The organism is Rhizobium sp. P32RR-XVIII (genome assembly GCF_012641395.1).
In the GTDB taxonomy this organism is placed as follows: domain Bacteria; phylum Pseudomonadota; class Alphaproteobacteria; order Rhizobiales; family Rhizobiaceae; genus Rhizobium.
This window is the reverse complement of sequence record NZ_JABAIH010000018.1, coordinates 42,395-57,329: the sequence shown is the minus strand read 5'-3', so window position 1 is coordinate 57,329 and position 14,935 is coordinate 42,395. Positions and strand designations below refer to the sequence as shown.

The 14,935-nt window shown below is 58.7% G+C and carries 16 protein-coding genes and 1 pseudogene; 4 read left to right on the top strand and 13 right to left on the bottom strand.

Translation table 11 applies throughout. The features are described from left to right. Positions 1–162: 162 nt before the first annotated feature. The 5 genes from HGP14_RS29545 to HGP14_RS29525 all read right to left on the bottom strand — a co-directional run bounded on the left by HGP14_RS29545 (position 163) and on the right by HGP14_RS29525 (position 3,708). The gene (locus HGP14_RS29545) at positions 163–633 is read right to left on the bottom strand and encodes a pyridoxamine 5'-phosphate oxidase family protein (protein WP_168833411.1); all 471 of its coding nucleotides are present in this window, start codon (positions 631–633) and stop codon (positions 163–165) included. A 294-nt stretch (positions 634–927) separates the two neighbouring features. Next, entirely contained in the window at positions 928–1,872 is a 945-nt protein-coding gene (locus HGP14_RS29540; RefSeq protein WP_168833410.1) for an NAD(P)-dependent oxidoreductase, read from the bottom strand. Between the two features lie 52 nt (positions 1,873–1,924). Next, the gene (locus tag HGP14_RS29535) at positions 1,925–2,380 is read right to left on the bottom strand and encodes a carboxymuconolactone decarboxylase family protein (RefSeq protein WP_168833409.1); all 456 of its coding nucleotides are present in this window, start codon (positions 2,378–2,380) and stop codon (positions 1,925–1,927) included. Between the two features lie 19 nt (positions 2,381–2,399). Then, positions 2,400–2,819 carry a cupin domain-containing protein gene (locus HGP14_RS29530; RefSeq protein WP_312862218.1) on the bottom strand — a complete coding sequence of 140 codons (420 nt, stop codon included), beginning with the start codon at positions 2,817–2,819 and terminating at the stop codon, positions 2,400–2,402. Between the two features lie 133 nt (positions 2,820–2,952). After that, on the bottom strand, positions 2,953–3,708 hold the full coding sequence (locus tag HGP14_RS29525; protein ID WP_168833408.1) for an SDR family oxidoreductase: 756 nt from the start codon (positions 3,706–3,708) through the stop codon (positions 2,953–2,955). A 672-nt stretch (positions 3,709–4,380) separates the two neighbouring features. Here HGP14_RS29525 and HGP14_RS29520 point away from each other — a divergent pair. Then, the gene (locus tag HGP14_RS29520; protein WP_168833407.1) at positions 4,381–4,659 is read left to right on the top strand and encodes a GNAT family N-acetyltransferase; all 279 of its coding nucleotides are present in this window, start codon (positions 4,381–4,383) and stop codon (positions 4,657–4,659) included. A gap of 313 nt (positions 4,660–4,972) precedes the next feature. Here HGP14_RS29520 and HGP14_RS29515 read toward each other — a convergent pair whose 3' ends face one another. Further along, positions 4,973–5,491, bottom strand: a complete 519-nt coding sequence (locus tag HGP14_RS29515; RefSeq protein ID WP_168833406.1) for a DUF1993 family protein — start codon at positions 5,489–5,491, stop codon at positions 4,973–4,975. Between the two features lie 435 nt (positions 5,492–5,926). Between HGP14_RS29515 and egtD the strand changes: the two genes are divergently transcribed. Both egtD and HGP14_RS29505 read left to right on the top strand, forming a co-directional pair. After that, entirely contained in the window at positions 5,927–6,880 is a 954-nt protein-coding gene (gene egtD, locus HGP14_RS29510) for an L-histidine N(alpha)-methyltransferase (RefSeq protein ID WP_168833405.1), read from the top strand. 350 nt (positions 6,881–7,230) lie between these two features. Further along, positions 7,231–8,178 (top strand): helix-turn-helix transcriptional regulator, encoded by a 948-nt coding sequence (locus HGP14_RS29505; RefSeq protein ID WP_281408138.1) that lies wholly within the window; start codon positions 7,231–7,233, stop codon positions 8,176–8,178. A 42-nt stretch (positions 8,179–8,220) separates the two neighbouring features. On the opposite strand, the gene HGP14_RS36330 is transcribed toward HGP14_RS29505, so the two are convergent. From HGP14_RS36330 to HGP14_RS29470, 7 genes and pseudogenes are all read right to left on the bottom strand, one after another. Continuing rightward, positions 8,221–8,355 (bottom strand): hypothetical protein, encoded by a 135-nt coding sequence (locus HGP14_RS36330; RefSeq protein ID WP_281408137.1) that lies wholly within the window; start codon positions 8,353–8,355, stop codon positions 8,221–8,223. Positions 8,356–8,399: 44 nt separating this feature from the next. After that, positions 8,400–8,681, bottom strand: coding sequence for a DUF427 domain-containing protein (locus HGP14_RS29500; protein WP_168833403.1), 282 nt, complete (start codon positions 8,679–8,681; stop codon positions 8,400–8,402). Between the two features lie 95 nt (positions 8,682–8,776). Then, positions 8,777–9,806, bottom strand: a pseudogene (locus tag HGP14_RS29495) (transaldolase). A gap of 78 nt (positions 9,807–9,884) precedes the next feature. Beyond that, positions 9,885–10,139, bottom strand: coding sequence for a DUF2171 domain-containing protein (locus HGP14_RS29490; protein ID WP_168833402.1), 255 nt, complete (start codon positions 10,137–10,139; stop codon positions 9,885–9,887). Between the two features lie 47 nt (positions 10,140–10,186). Next, entirely contained in the window at positions 10,187–11,464 is a 1,278-nt protein-coding gene (egtB, locus tag HGP14_RS29485; protein WP_168833443.1) for an ergothioneine biosynthesis protein EgtB, read from the bottom strand. Between the two features lie 275 nt (positions 11,465–11,739). Continuing rightward, positions 11,740–12,657, bottom strand: coding sequence for an NADP-dependent oxidoreductase (locus HGP14_RS29480; protein ID WP_168833401.1), 918 nt, complete (start codon positions 12,655–12,657; stop codon positions 11,740–11,742). A 654-nt stretch (positions 12,658–13,311) separates the two neighbouring features. Beyond that, complete coding sequence (locus tag HGP14_RS29470) at positions 13,312–14,031, bottom strand: DUF1003 domain-containing protein (RefSeq protein ID WP_246704659.1); 720 nt, start codon at positions 14,029–14,031, stop codon at positions 13,312–13,314. A 354-nt stretch (positions 14,032–14,385) separates the two neighbouring features. Here HGP14_RS29470 and HGP14_RS29465 point away from each other — a divergent pair, with 354 nt between their 5' ends. After that, a complete protein-coding gene (locus HGP14_RS29465) occupies positions 14,386–14,919 on the top strand; it encodes a peroxiredoxin-like family protein (RefSeq protein WP_168833399.1) in 534 nt (177 codons plus the stop codon). Positions 14,920–14,935: the final 16 nt, after the last annotated feature.

Here is a 14,935-nt window from a genome sequence, read left to right as displayed (position 1 = left end):
ACGGCCTCGGAGTTTTGTTGTATTTCTTCATCTTCCGACATCCTTTGCGGGCGAGCAAAAAGTAGGACGGCGAAACTCGCCGGTCCAATGACCTGTGGCTATGGAATCGATGCCAGCGACGGCAACATCGCCCTCTCGGATCCCTCGCACGCCGCCCTGCAGCTATTCCCCGATCGGTTTCACAGCGTACTTTTGAAGGTAGGTGCTCCTGATCTCGTCCTGACTTCGAGGAGGTTGGGCAAAGACATGGGCCGGCGACAGCAACGGGGTGATCGAAGTGGTGTCGATTTTGACAACGTGATCGACGGGATACTCTTGGCCGTTCGTCGCCCGAACCCAGTCGGCGATCATCGAATACTCGCCATCGCCTGCCGGCAGTATCAACGCACGACCCTTGAATCGATAACCGCGCCTCTGGAAGATGTCGACTACGTTAATTTCGACGGCGGGATTGCGCCTCAAGTTCCGTATCGTCTTGGGCGATGCGATATCCGCGAAGTAGAGAACGCCGTTTCTGACCGTCAAGGACGCTTTCGGCGAAAGATTGGGCGTCCCGTCCTCGTTGACTGTCGCGACGAACGACAGAATCGCTTGCTGGATGATCGCCGTCATGTCGGCAGTGATTTCAATCATAGATATCCTCGCTTGAACGAATTTGAGCGGCTCCATGCGTCGCTCGCCAGAACTCATCAAATGTTGATCTCGGCCTCCTGCCTGCGATCGTTCAACGGACCGCCGACTTTGACCCGGACGATGGCTCGAAGATTGGATTGACGACGGTAAGAAAGAAAATCACCTCTCGCCATGGAGTCGATAACTGACCGTTATCGGAATGGCTGAGAGGCGCTTGGCACGCCGCGGTGCGAGCGCGGCGCTTCCACGCACGCAAGGAAGTCGGCTCCTGCATCGGCGAGACCGTCGGCTTCGTCACACGCCGGCTTCCGATGCAAGACGCGGAATTTGATGGTTCGCCCAGAGCAGCCGACGCGGCGTGAAACCAAGCTTCGCCTTGGCGCGCGCGTTGGATGCCCCGGTCAGGCTCATATGGTAGAAGACCGCCTCCTCACTGGCGACAGCCAACGCGTCCGCCTCACTCATTCGAGGCGGTACCGGCGCGTCGACCCAGCGGGCGAACGCCGGCATCCATTCGGACACAGGCAGCGGATCATCGTCCACAACATTGTATGTTCCGGGTTCGGCGGTGATCGCCGCGACGGTTGCCGCGACCGCGTCGTCAATATGGACGAAAGACCAGACCGCCGCGCCATCGCTGATAATTCTTGCCTCACCCTTGCGAAACTGCTCCGCGATCGCACCGTCGGGACGATACCAGGTGCCCGGTCCGTAAAAGAATCCATAGCGCAGCACGACACCCTGTAACGCCCTCGAGCCCAAGACCCGATCTTCATAGGCGCCCATCACGCGCGTACTCTCCCCGATCGGGCCGGGCGCATCGTAGCGAAGCCGGGCCGTCTCGTCGGCGAGTTGCCCCGACGGAGCGCCAAGATAGAAGCCACGCGATTGCAGGATATAGCGTGCGACGCCAAACTCCTGCGCTGCGGCGAACAGATTGCCGCCGCCCTCCTCGTGGAGCCGCGTGTCGTTTGGCATGGACTTGATGATGTCAGCGGGGTTCGCGGGCAGCCATGTAAGCTGGTCAATCACCACATCTGGCGCGGCGGCCGCGATCGCATCGCATACTGCCCCTCGGTCGAAAGCATCAGCGGTGGAAGCAGACGCGCCGACCTCACGCAGTCGATCGACGCCCGGGCCGCCGCGTGTCATGCCCGTGACCTCGTGGCCCAGGGTGCGCAGCGCGCGTACGAGCGGAAGGCCCACCGCACCGGTGGCGCCGGCAACAAAGATTTTCATGAGAGGATGTCCTTCCTTCGAGATATGAGCACCGCGGCGGGGTGCGCTTTGCTTATTTTTCGATGGCCGCGTAGGGCGTGTTGCGGAAGCTGATCGCCATGCGGTCGTAGGCATTCATCAGGCTGATCGCGATTGTGAGGTCGACCAACTCCTTCTCGTCGAAAACCGCGCGCGCCGCCTGGTAGGCGTCGTCCGGCACACCGGTCTGTGCCACGCGCGTCACCGTCTCGGCCCAGGCCAAGGCGGCGCGCTCGGTCTCGTTGAAAAGGTCGCCGCCTTCCTCCCAGGCCTGAACCAGGGCGAGCTTCTCGATCGGCACGCCCCTCTTCGTGAGATCGCGTGTGTGGATGTCGAGCCAATAGCCGCAGTTGTTGATCTGCGAAACGCGGAGATAGACAAGGTCGACCAGCTCGGCCGGCAGGTCGCTCTGCGTGATATAGCCATACACACCTCCAAGGGCCTTGGCTCCGTTCGGCGCGATTTGGTTATAATCCAGACGTCTGGTCATTGGCCTCTTGCCGTGAAGGCTATTTGATGGGCGTAGTCAGCGCTTTGTCATCGGTGTCGATGACGAACACGGCGAGCAGCTTTGCCGGCTCGGTCTTGCTCGCGTTGCGGCTGATCGAATGGGTCGCACCCGGCGCTTCGGACCAGCTCTCGCCTGCCCGATAGATGCGCGTCTCGCCGTCATTCACCTTCGACTCGATCGCACCCGAGATCACATAGGCGTAGATGAAGGCCGACTTCGCGTGGGTGTGGGAGGGGGACGCCGCGCCCGGCGCATAATCGACTTCTACGGCGATCAACGACTTGCCAGAGATATTGGGAATGGCCGCCTCGAAGTTCTTCGTGACGGTTTCCGCTTTGCTATCATGGGCGGATATGGGGCCGGCCATCGAGAGGGCGAGGACGGCGCAGGTGGCGGCGATGATGGTTCGGAACTTCACTGGCTTTTTCCTTCTTCAATATTGAAGCTGTCCTTGCGGGAGGCTCTGGACAAAACGTAAGCGGTCATCGCCTGGGCTTGTTGATCACCGGCGGCTGCATCGCGCAGTGTCGATGCGGCCCGCGACGGTCTGATCAGGCTCCTTTCTGCGAGCGCCGTAACCACTCCTCGAGACTGATGCGGCCGAGACGCGCCTCGCCCAAGGGTACGAGCGACTTCTCCTCGATCCGCCCGCCGCGATATCGGGCTTCGGGATCTTTCACGACCTTCCGTGGGTCGCCGATACCCTTCAAATAGCGGGCAATGATTTCGTTGAACTCCGCTCGTTCCGGGCCTGCGATCTCGATGACGCCATTTCGCGGATTATCGAAGGCCACTTCGGCGACGACGGCGGCAACGTCGTCAGCCGCGATAGGCTGAAGCAGGCCCGGCGCAAGCCTGACGACGCTTCCATCCGAACTCGCATCGGCGATGCGGCCGAGGAATTCCAGGAACTGGGTCGAGCGAATGATCGTATAGGGGATACCGGAAGCCTCGATCAGTTTCTCTTGGGCGACTTTGGCGCGGTAATAGCCTTGGTCGGGTACCCTGTCGGTCCCGACGATGGATAGCGTGATATGGTGCCGAATGCCCGCCGCGGCCTCTGCCGCGACAAGGTTGCGGCCGGAGGTCTCGAAGAATTCCAATACCGCCTGGGGGTCAGATGACGGCGCATTGGAGAGGTCGATCACCACTAGTGCGCCGGCCATGGCTTCTTTGAGCCCTTCTCCGGTGACGGTGTTGACGCCACCTTTGGGCGACGCCGCGATGACCTCCTGGCCGCCCCGGCGCAGAATGGCAACGGTCCTCGAGCCAATCAAACCAGTGCCGCCGATCACGACTATCTTCATGGTCTACTCTCCTTCGTCGGCCGCCGGACGCCGCTGATCATCGTTTCGATGCGCCGCGAGAGGAGACGCAGGGCTCTTTCGTGGGACGTCCGGCAGAAAGCCAGGCTCGCGTGGCGTCGAGACGACGGATCCCGTCCGTCCCGTCGAAAGTCATGCTGCTAAGGCAGAGACAGGAGACATACGGGCCGGTCTTTCCTGGCAGGACATATTGCATGCATCGGCCTTCGAATTGTTGGCGAGGACCGGAATATATGGCCAGCCTTTTGGCCGTTAAACATCGATATCGCGGACTCCTGTATCCAGGCGTCCAAAATGCGTGATCCTCTGTCTGATATCCTCAGAGCCATGCGTATCACCGGCTTCTTGGAACTGGATCGCACCACAAAAAAATAGGGCCGCGGACGCGCGTTCTCACTCAAGTCTGAGGTGGGATGCAGTGAAGTCGCGGTGACGGTCAACGTATCATGTCTGAGAGACTCGTACTGAGCACAGCCTTTGCGCGATAAGCCCAGTTTGCGTATCAGCAGGACTAACCGCAATTTTGCAGAACTGGTCCAGTAAAAATACTGCTCGCAAAAGGCTGATGTTGCGGCGAGGCTGAGCACTCAATTTTGATTATATCCCGACCCGCCTCCTTGACGGGCTTTGCCGCAGCATGGCGGAAGGACTGATATGGACGCGCATGTAATAGATAATCCTGCAGCCAAGCGCTTCGAGCTTGCCATCGGCGGTACCGTCGCCGTCGCTTATTACAAGATCGAAAGCGACAGATTTGTCCTACTTCATACGGAGGTCCCACAGGAGTTTTCGGGGCAAGGAATAGGCACGAAGCTCGCCGAAGGTGTGTTCGAACATCTGCACGCCGCCGGCCGTCGCGTGATCGCAAAATGTCCTTTCATGGCACGCTTCGCCAGCCGTCACCCCGAATATGCCAAAATGCTCGACGGCTGATGGCCGGATAAGGCCCGAGAGATTACGTCCCACCATCGGGATCCATTGCAATGCAGACTATGACATCCAGGAAGATCGGGATGAGTTCGGAAGACGCTAAAGGCTTTCGCGTGCACCCTGTCAAGCAACCGGCCGATCCCGGCCCTCGATCCACGGAGAGGATTAGCGTTGAGGAATTCGGCAGGTGCCACAGCCTCGACAGTTGCCAGATCCGGCAGTTGCAGCTGTTGTTCGGCCCGTTTGCGGACAAGGACGAGTTGTGGGCGAACGTCCGCTGGCCTCCCCGCTTCAGGTAACGAAAACGACCAATCCTTCACCCCACTGGCGTGAGATCCCCCAGATAGTCCTTCTTTCCTGCCGGAGCTCCAAGATGGCGCAGAATCGCGTGCGCCATCGCGATATGGAAAAAGAAATCCGCTAGTACGACGTGTCGAATGTAATCATCTCCGCCGAACCAGCCCCGTGCAACCGACGGAGTCAGTTCATAAACGTGCGTCTGAGCGCTCGACAGATCTTCCGGCTGGATTGTTTGCAGGAAGCTGCGCGTTTCTAACAGACGTCCTTGAAGAGCGGGATAGATCATCGCGACGTCACGCGGCGTCGCCTGGTTTCGATTCATAAGCTTGGTCATGTGCAGCTGGACCTTGTTGCAGTTGACCGCGAATTGTTCACCGAACGTCAGCATGTCGGGAGCGAGCCTGGATGTCAGTACGCTTCCCGGATCAAGGGAATTGGAGCGTTCCAGGTTTTGGGCATGAAGCAAATAGTCGTCCATAACCGTGAGCCCATGCAGCATCACGGGGACGGTGACGTCGTATATCGAAAAGGACATGTTACCCTCCATTCATGTCCGATACCGCCATGCGCCGGGCTTGTCAGCGCCGAAAGGAGCTCCCTCTTTAGCCGAAGTTTCGGCAATCCGCCCAAATTTCGGCGGTTTGTCTTTCGCCGTGCGCATCGCGAACGAAAGAGTATCAAGTGTGCCGGATGGAATTGAAAATTCCATTTGGCCATGCTTTCGATAGCCAGTGGATATCGTCGGCGCGACTCCGGAATCGCGCGGACGACCGCGAATTTTTGGGCGAAACAACTCCTCTTCTCCAACCACAATCATACAAGGACGGACTGTAGACAACGCGTTGCGTCGTCCACACGGACGATTGGAGACGCATTGTAGACTCGCTGTGCATGGCAAGAATCTATGGTGACGCACTTGGCCGTGACTTCATCGCGGCCGTCCTCTGTTGCGTCACCGAAAGCGGAAACTATGCATCATGTAAATAAGAGCATCGAACTTGTTGAAAATGAATTTGCCCGAGATGTGGTCGCCGGATTATCGGCTGATGTGAAGACATTGCCGAGCCGTTGGTTATACGACGAGCGAGGATCTGCGCTTTTCGAAGAGATAACCAAGCTCGAAGAGTATTACGTGACCCGAGCCGAAACCTCGATCCTGCGGGAGCGGCAGGCGGACATCGCCGATTTTATAGGCTCTGGCGCGACTCTCATCGAGTATGGTGCTGGAGCCGGCATTAAGACGGAGCTTGTGCTGGCAGGGCTGCGCGACCCACGCGGCTATGTGCCGATCGATATCGCCGACGCCTTCCTTGCGGAAACGTCGAAGAGGATTGCTTCGCGCTTCCCGTCGCTCTGCGTGCGCCCCATCGAGCGCAATTTCCTGGATGTATTTGAGGTTCCGTTTGATGGCTCCGATGGCCGCAGGACAGGTTTTTTCCCGGGCTCGACGATGGGGAATTTGAACACGATCGAGGCGCAGGCTTTGCTTATGCAGATGGGACGTCACTTGGGCGATGGCGGACGGGCCATTATCGGTGTCGATCTCCAGAAGAACGTAGATACGCTTCTGCGTGCTTACGACGACCGCGCGGGCGTGACGGCCGCGTTTAACCTTAATCTCCTCGAGCGGATCAACACCGAGCTTGGCGGCGACTTCCGTTTAGAGCAGTTCAAGCATGTGTCGCGCTGGAACGAGATCGAGAAAGCCGTAGAGATGCATCTGGTCAGCTTATGCGATCAGCGCGTTACTCTTTGTGCGCAGACGTTCCTCTTCAGAACGTCGGAAACCATCCACACGGAGAGTTCCAGAAAATATACTGCGGAGAGCTTCGAGCGGCTTGCTCGCGCTGGAGGATGGAAGGTTGCAGAGGCTTGGCAGGATGCGGACGCGTTATTCGGCCTGTTCGGACTCATTCGCTACTAAACCGCGAGCCTCAGATGGCAATTCATCCACTATGGGTAGCATAAACGGCCTATTTGCTGCCCATTCATGTGCTGACTGAAATTATCATATTCGGGCCTTGAGGCTACACCGAACCATCCAGCTGAGCGATTGTGCACCGGCCTTCATTTCGGGTGATGGCAATTATTGATGCTCAACAATCCAGTCGAGCCGGAGCGCATAAAACCGTTCACATGACGCGCTGCGCGGAGCGTCCGCGTCAGACAGTGGTGTCCTGAGCCTCCGACCGTCGAGCTGATGCACCGTGAGGCTTTCTGGACGTGGGATGCGAAGCGCTTTGGCGAATATCGCGAGCTGATCTCGACAAACTGATGGGCACGATGGAAGTAGCGTCGGCCCAGTTGTCCGAGTGCCTGTTCGCCGCAGGAGCCAACCTCCACATCGAGGGAGGCGATCTGCCGACCATATACTATGGTCTTACCGGCTCCGGCATGATCATCGTCGATGGCGAAGCAGCAATCGATCTCGTCCCGCACAGGCTCGTCGTGGCGCCGGCGAACAAGTCAATCGAGGTCGTCGCGGACGGTTCATCATTCGGGCGCTCCCGTTCTGCCGCCTGCAGCATCAAGAAAAGCACCTTCGTTCCCGGCTCCGTGCACCGCTACGAGATCGGAGAAGACGAGGCATCGTTTTCGCTTGTCTGCGGTAGCTTCCACGCGGTTTACGGTCCGGGGCTGGATCTCTTTGCTTCGCTCGCTTCGCCGGTAGTTGAAACCTTTGATGCGTATGACCAGCTCGACCAGGTGATGAGCTATGCGATGGTTGAACTCGCTACGGATGAGATCGGTCGGGGACCGATGGCGTCAGCGCTGTTCAAGCTCGTGCTGCTAACCCTGCTTCGTCGCTGTCTGACTTCGTCAAACGCTTGGGTAGAGCGCTTTTCGCTTTTGAGTGACCCGCCGATAGCGCGCGCGTTCGCGGAAATGGCATCACGTCCCGCGGCGGACTTCAGCGTTCAAACCCTGTGCAAATCGGTTGGGTTGAGCCGCTCGGCGTTCATGGCGAGATTCACGGCTGCATTCGGTGAATCGGCGATGTCTGTCCTGAGACGTCTTCGCATGCGGCATGCGGCGAGCCTGCTGGCTGCCAACGCACTGTCCATCGAGCAAGTCGCACTTCAGGCGGGATATCAGAGCCGCAGCAGCTTCACTCGAACCTTCCGGCAGCACTACGGGACCGACCCTTCAGACTATCGGTCAGAAGCGAAACGCGTCTTAGTTGCGTATGAGACCGAGGACGGCGGCGCGCCGAGTGATTAGCCGCCGTCGGGCCTTTGTCTTACTGATCTCAGGATCAGTGCCTCAGAAATTCTCGGTCAAGTCCGGAACATCAAGTTCACTTACATAGTCATAGGCGATCGAGCCCTGCCGCAGCTGGAAGCTGGTAGGCGACGCCTTACGTGTCGATGGCGTCAGGCGGTCAGTCTGGCCACCCACGAACGGTCTCATCAGAAAGCCAGGTGACGAAGGCGGTCAGTCTATCACCTTACATCCACACCTTTCCAGAATGCGATGTAACCTTTGATGGGCGCTGCAGCATCGGAGGGATCCGCGTAATACCATGCCGCGTCTTCATTGGTTTTGCCATCGACGATAAGCGAATAGTAGTTCGCAAGGCCCTTCCATGGACACCGGCTGGTCGTCGCACTCTGCTTAAGATATTGTGTATTGACGGATTCAGGCGGAAAGTAGTGGTTGCCTTCGACGACAACGGTCTTGTCCGATTTCGCTATCACTGTGCCGTTCCATGTCGCGACTGCCATTTCTCATTCCTCTCCATGCGATAATAGCCGATATAGCCCGGGCTGAAACCGTTCGGTTGGGGCGGTCGTCGCCTTATGGAACGTCCTAAGGCCGACTATTGGAGCTGCCTGCCAATTCGGGTGCGCAGTTCCTGCAGGTCTCGTGCGAATATGCGGATGCCCTCGGCCAATTTCTCGGTTGCCATCGCATCTTCGTTCATGATCCAGCGGAAGGTCACCTCATCGATCGGCGCATTAGGCGCCGGATGCTTGATGTCGACCGCGTCCTCGCTGACAAACCAGTGGCAAATGGCATCCGCCGGCTGCCGCAGCGGTTGCTCGGGATGCGCGCCGGGCGAAAGTGCTCTCTCAAGGTGATCGCTGTTCGATTCCAGGGCATCCAGGAGATTTGGCGCGATCGTAAGTCGGTCGCAGCCGGCAAGTGCCTGAATTTGACCGATATTCCTGAATGATGCGGCCATGACGATCGTTTCAATGCCTTCGGTCTTGAAATGATTGTAGATGTCACGAACGGATCGGACACCTGGGTCTTCCTTGGCCGTGAAATCCCTGCCTTCGGCTTTCTTGTGCCAGTCATAAATGCGCCCTACGAACGGCGAGATCAGGAATGCCCCGGCATCGGCGCTCGCGATGGCCTGTGCGCGGTTCAGCAAGAGCGTCATGTTGCACGACACGCCCTCCCGCTGCAGGATCTCGGCTGCGCGTATCCCTTCCCACGTCGCGGCGAGCTTGATAAGCACCCGGTCGCGCTGGACACCGCGTTGCTCGTAGTCGGCTATGATTTGGCGAGCCTTAGCGATTGAGGCCGCGACATTGAAGGAGAGGTTGGCGTCAACTTCCGTCGAGACGTATCCGGGCACGCGGCGCAAAAGCTCGATCCCGACAGAAATCGCCAAGCGATCTGCGGTAGCTGCCGCAATGCGCGACGGGTCGCCGCTACACTTACGTCCCCATGACAGCGCTTCTTGGACGACCTCCTTGTAAGGCTCGCTTTCTATGGCTTTGAGGACGATGGTCGGGTTCGTGGTGCAATCCACTGGCTTCAGCCGCGCTGACGGCCTCCAGATCACCGGTATCGGCGACAATCGTCGACATCGTGCGCAACTGTTCAAGTTTTGATGTCATGTTCATTTCCTTTCCGCGCCGTCGGTTTTGGTGCGAGCCCGTCGTCGGCCCCGGAAACCGTCGTTCGCGAATGCGCGGTCAAACCGGGTTACGTGATTTCTCTTCCTCGAAGGTGATGGCTACGGCTGCGTTCGCCGAAAGGCGGACTTGCTTGCCCTCCACGATGGCGACCAAGCCGAGATCGATAAAATGATCGTGCCCCTTGTGACTGCCCTCACCACTATCGCGCTTTGTCAGTTTGATGCGGCCATCGACAATAGCGTCGACGGTGCCTACATGGACGCCGTCGGCGCCGATCACTTCCATGGCGGGAACGATCTGTTGTTTGGTCATGGGTGTCTCCTTCAGATTGGATCAACACGTCTCGGCTCGCCGGCCTTTTACGCGTCCTCAGCGAGCCTCAGCCCCGAAAACTGCCATCGAGCATGCCCGGGGAAGAAGTTTCGGTAGCTCGCGCGCATATGCCCTGGCGGGGTTACGCAGGAGCCCCCGCGAAGCACGAATTGGCCTGACATGAATTTGCCGTTGTACTCGCCAACAGCGCCCTCTACCGTGCGAAACCGCGGATATGGCAAGAACGCGCTGCGGGTCCACTCCCAGACATCCCCGAACATCTGTTGAAGACCACCAACATGAGGTGATGCCGGCTTGGGACGAAGACGATGCGTGTCGAGGAAATTGCCCTCGATCGCGATCCCCTGAGCCGCGGTTTCCCACTCGACCTCCGTTGGAAGTCGCTTTCCGGACCATGTCGCGAACGCGTCCGCCTCAAAGTAGCTTATGTGAGTGACCGGCGCGGTGGGATCGAGGGGTTGGAAACCTCTGAGCGTCATCGTCCAGTTTTGTCCGCCGCGCTCCTCCCAGTAGAGAGGTTGGGACCATCCTTCGGCCTGCACTTTTGCCCAACCCTCTGACAGCCATAGGAGCGATTTCTTATAGCCGCCGTCATCGATGAAGTCCGCCCACTCGGCATTCGTGACAAGGCGATTGGCGAGCCGGAAAGGTTCGACCAGGGCGCGATGTCGCGGACCTTCGCTATCGTAGGCGAATCCAACGGATCCATGGCCAATCTCAACGATCGCCTCGTCGAACTCGGTGAAGGAGAGCGGAGGTAGAACAGCAGTCTCCACGGTGACAGGCCCAGGATCACGATAAGCCGGATGAAGTGGATTCTGAGCGAAGAGATGCAAGATGTCGGTGAGCAAGAGTTCCTGATGTTGCTGCTCATGATGACAGCCGAGCTCGACCAGCTCTGCAACGCGCCGGCCTGGGCTCGTGCGCAGTAACGCATCGAGGGCATCGTCGACATGCTTCCGATAGTCCAGGATGTGGCTCAACGCCGGCCGTGTGATCATCCCACGTCGCGGCCGTGGCTGCCGCGCCCCGAGCGTTTCGTAATACGAGTTGAAGAGAAAGTTGAAATCCTCATCAAAGGTTTTGTACGCCGGGACAAACGGCTTGAGCACCATCGCCTCGAAGAACCAGGTCGTATGTGCGAGGTGCCATTTAGCCGGACTCGCGTCGGGCATGGACTGTACTGTCGCATCGGCATCCGAAAGTGGTTCACCCAGTCTTTCGCTGGTCTGACGAACGTCGTGAAAGAAAGTCTGAAGGTCATCTGGCTCTAGCGCCGTCTGGAAGAGCTGCGAAGTTTTCATTGCAAGGCCTCTCAAGAGTTTTGCACCGACTACCGAAGACTGAAGGTCGCGATCCAACACGAGGTTAAAGCAAGCTCGCGTCAGAGGAATCCCGAAGCCGTGTTCAAGCGTCCAAAAGCAGTCGGCATCACATGCGGTTGGACCCAGTTACGATCGCTTTCCGAAACGCGCCGGCCTAGTCGATTTCATGTTGCGCCGCTTCACCGGCGCCGGACTGGACCAACCAGCGACGATCATCAACGAGGAGGGCGGAACTGCTCGCCCTCGCCAAGTCCTCACGGACGAACGCGGATGACCGTCTTTCCCGTGCGCCGCTCGGTCGGATTGAAAGCGGCGACGGCTTCGTCAAAGGTCGCGATGTTGCCGATGTTCGTCCGCAGTCGTCCGTCCCGCACCCGCTGGACGATCTCACTCAGTTGAGCACGATCGGACTCGACAACGAAATCGACCGCAAGGCCGTCGGCAGGCCGCGCCTCGGCTGGCCCGACGATGGTCACCAGCGTTCCTCCGGCTCGAATCAAGCCTGCGGACCGCTTCTGGATGTCGCCGCCAATGACGTCGAAGACCAGATCGACTGCGCCGATGTCTTCGAGGACGTCATTGTCGAGGTCGACGAACTCCTGCGCGCCGAAGTCGAGGACCTTCTGACGGTCGGCGGCGCGTCCGGTGCCGATGACATAGGCGCCGGCCTCACGCGCGAGCTGCGTCACCATCGTCCCGACTGCGCCGGCCGCGCCGTGCGCGAGAACGCTCTGCCCCGCCTGAAGACGGCCGTGCTGGAACAGTCCCTGCCATGCCGTCAGGCCCGAGATCGGCAGGCTGGCGCCCACCGTGAAGTCGACGTCGCCCGGCAGCGGCGCAAGGTTGCGTGCCTCGATCGCCACAAACTCCGCCAGGGTGCCGTCGCGATGCCAGTCGGCGAGGCCGAACACACGCTGTCCGACCGACAGTCCCGTCGTGCCATAGCCGAGGGCCGTGACCACTCCGGCGAGCTCGTGGCCGGGGATCGATGGTGTTCGGTCACGGTCGCGGCGATCGGTCCAGGTCGAGGGCCACGTCAGCTCGGTAGGCACGAATCCCGACGCATGAATCTGAACGACGACGTCGTTTATCGCTGCCTGCGGCTCGGGCCGCTGCATCAGCTTCATCCCGCCCGTTCCAGCAGCCTGATCCGTTACCACGATTGCCTTCATCGTCCGCCTTCCTGTGTGTGGTATGTGGTCATCTTTCGAATTTCTTTGCAGACGTCCGAAAATACGACTGCGAAATTCGATGGTCTAGGGACCTGTGGTTATGGAATCGATGCCATCTAGGTGGCGCGCAAAAAACGACGGGCGGTGCAAACATATGCTTCGCACGTCGAAAGGGAGCGTTAGCTGGATGGAAAGTGTTGATTTCGAGGCGGCGCTAGGAGCACTCCCTGAGGGCTACAGCGAAGGGATCTACGAGGGACGGCGCTATGGTGTGAGCCTTCGCCGATCCGACGATGGACGACGTAACAGTCTGTTTGCGCGAGAATTGGCCGGAACAGACATTGTCAGTTTCAACCTATATCGTCTGGGATCGGGCAACGCATCTCTCAAACCATGCGAGATGTCCGCGGAAAAAGTGAGAGACTTTGTCTTGGGGTTTCGATTGGCCGCGTCAAACCCGTAGTGAATCGGAGCGAATGCCCCACAAGTGCATGATTTCCGGGCACTGGGGACGCAAAAAAGACTAGCGCGCGGAAGTCCGGTGCTGTTCGCTAAGATCGGGAGTCAGCTGAGTCTGCGGCTCGCTATCAAGCGAGCCTGATCTTGGGCATCAAATAGCGCTGATGCTTGGTTGCGGCAGTGTTGAAGTGCCGGCTATGAAGTGGCGTCCTCTTGTTCGACGGCTCCGGCAAAGCCTGTTCGGCCAGACTGCCTCGTCTGCAGAAGTAGATCAGTCAGAGAGCTAACGGCCTCGGACAGTCGAAGCACCTCCTGCGCTCGAAGCTCATCTATCTTCTCATGCAAGAGCTCGATTTCTAGTTCGGCCTTGACGTTGATCTTATAGTCGTTTTCGGCCGCTCTTCGGTCGATATCTTGCTGCCTGTTCTGACTCATCATGATGATCGGCGCAGCATAGGCGGCTTGAAATGAGAGCGCCAGGTTCAACAGGATGAACGGATAGGGGTCCCAACTCCTCGCCGCGGCGACGAGGTTGATCGAAATCCATGCAACGAGGAGGACGGTCTGGACAATGATAAACTTCCAGGAGCCCATGACGCTTGCAACCGAGTCCGCAACGCGTTGACCGACTGAAAGCGGCTCCATCGGATCGCCCAGGTCGGCCGGATGAAAGCGCAATGACCGGCGCAGCCGCCGCAATTCGGCGAGCAGTTCATGCTCAGTGGGCTCCATGTTGTCGATTTCCGGTTCTACGGTTTTAATGGCTCTGCTCCTCGCCCGCGCGGCGGACGCGTCGCTGGCACATAGTAAGATTTGGTCTTCGGTCTTCGTGGGAGATCTCAGTGCCGCGTCTATCCCAGCGGTACGTTCAGAAAATAAATTCGGCGACCATTCGGGTAAAGCTATCGTATCCATAACCGGTAGGAATGCTCCGCGAAGTCAGCGTCGATGCCCCGACACTGGAAACGCACAGCGCAGAAATCGCGGACGCGATCGGCCCTGTACCCCGACAGGCACAGAAACCATCGTCGCGGCGACGCCATCCGCACCGTAACGCGCGGGAATAGAAACCATAACAGTCGGACATTTCCCAGCGAAAGGGCATCGACGTAGTCTCGCCCCAGGTTGCGAGTGGCTGGGTTATGGGCGTTTGCGCACGTCGCGCAGGTCTGAACCGCAGTGAAGTCAACGACCGGCATCATGCACGGCGCATGTCACCCCTAATGCTCGAACTGAGAACGTACCCAAGCGATAACTACGGAGAAGAGAATGCTGCTGCCTCGTCGACCAGTTCCCGAACTGCGCGTGCCGACCCTTGCTCATGGCGACTTTGATCTCGCTGCCGACGCACCGAAGCTATTTACGTTGATATCCTTTTATCGCGGTCTCCATTGCCCGGTCTGCCTCAAGTATCTGCGGGACCTGGAATCGCTGATCCCCGAATATGAGCGTCGCGGCACAAAGGTCATCGCCGTCAGCTCTGACGATCACGAGCGCGCTCAGGAAATGGCGCGCAAGGTCGGCACCAACCTGCGATTCGGATATTCGCTGCCGCTCCCGGTTGCCCGCCAATGGGGACTCTATATTTCCTCATCGCGTGGAAAGTCATCGATTAACGTCGAAGAGCCACCGCTATTTTCGGAGCCAGGCGTGTTCCTCGTTCGACCGGACGGTACTTTGTATTACGGTGCGGTTCAAACTATGCCGTTCGCGCGTCCGGTGTTCTCGGAATTGCTGCAGGCGATCGACTTTGCCATCACCAAAGATTATCCGGCGCGTGGCGAGTATGATGGCCCGGTCTGAGCGCCCGTCGGCTTAG

Bases quoted from the DNA above. Each gene is read 5' to 3' on its own strand.
- HGP14_RS29545 (WP_168833411.1), bottom strand. From the start codon at position 633: ATGATTGAAATCACTGCCGACATGACGGCGATCATCCAGCAAGCGATT.
- HGP14_RS29540 (WP_168833410.1), bottom strand. From the start codon at position 1,872: ATGAAAATCTTTGTTGCCGGCGCCACCGGTGCGGTGGGCCTTCCGCTC.
- HGP14_RS29535 (WP_168833409.1), bottom strand. From the start codon at position 2,380: ATGACCAGACGTCTGGATTATAACCAAATCGCGCCGAACGGAGCCAAG.
- HGP14_RS29525 (WP_168833408.1), bottom strand. From the start codon at position 3,708: ATGAAGATAGTCGTGATCGGCGGCACTGGTTTGATTGGCTCGAGGACC.
- HGP14_RS29520 (WP_168833407.1), top strand. From the start codon at position 4,381: ATGGACGCGCATGTAATAGATAATCCTGCAGCCAAGCGCTTCGAGCTT.
- HGP14_RS29515 (WP_168833406.1), bottom strand. From the start codon at position 5,491: ATGTCCTTTTCGATATACGACGTCACCGTCCCCGTGATGCTGCATGGG.
- egtD (WP_168833405.1), top strand. From the start codon at position 5,927: ATGCATCATGTAAATAAGAGCATCGAACTTGTTGAAAATGAATTTGCC.
- HGP14_RS29505 (WP_281408138.1), top strand. From the start codon at position 7,231: ATGGGCACGATGGAAGTAGCGTCGGCCCAGTTGTCCGAGTGCCTGTTC.
- HGP14_RS29500 (WP_168833403.1), bottom strand. From the start codon at position 8,681: ATGGCAGTCGCGACATGGAACGGCACAGTGATAGCGAAATCGGACAAG.
- HGP14_RS29490 (WP_168833402.1), bottom strand. From the start codon at position 10,139: ATGACCAAACAACAGATCGTTCCCGCCATGGAAGTGATCGGCGCCGAC.
- egtB (WP_168833443.1), bottom strand. From the start codon at position 11,464: ATGAAAACTTCGCAGCTCTTCCAGACGGCGCTAGAGCCAGATGACCTT.
- HGP14_RS29480 (WP_168833401.1), bottom strand. From the start codon at position 12,657: ATGAAGGCAATCGTGGTAACGGATCAGGCTGCTGGAACGGGCGGGATG.
- HGP14_RS29470 (WP_246704659.1), bottom strand. From the start codon at position 14,031: ATGGATACGATAGCTTTACCCGAATGGTCGCCGAATTTATTTTCTGAA.
- HGP14_RS29465 (WP_168833399.1), top strand. From the start codon at position 14,386: ATGCTGCTGCCTCGTCGACCAGTTCCCGAACTGCGCGTGCCGACCCTT.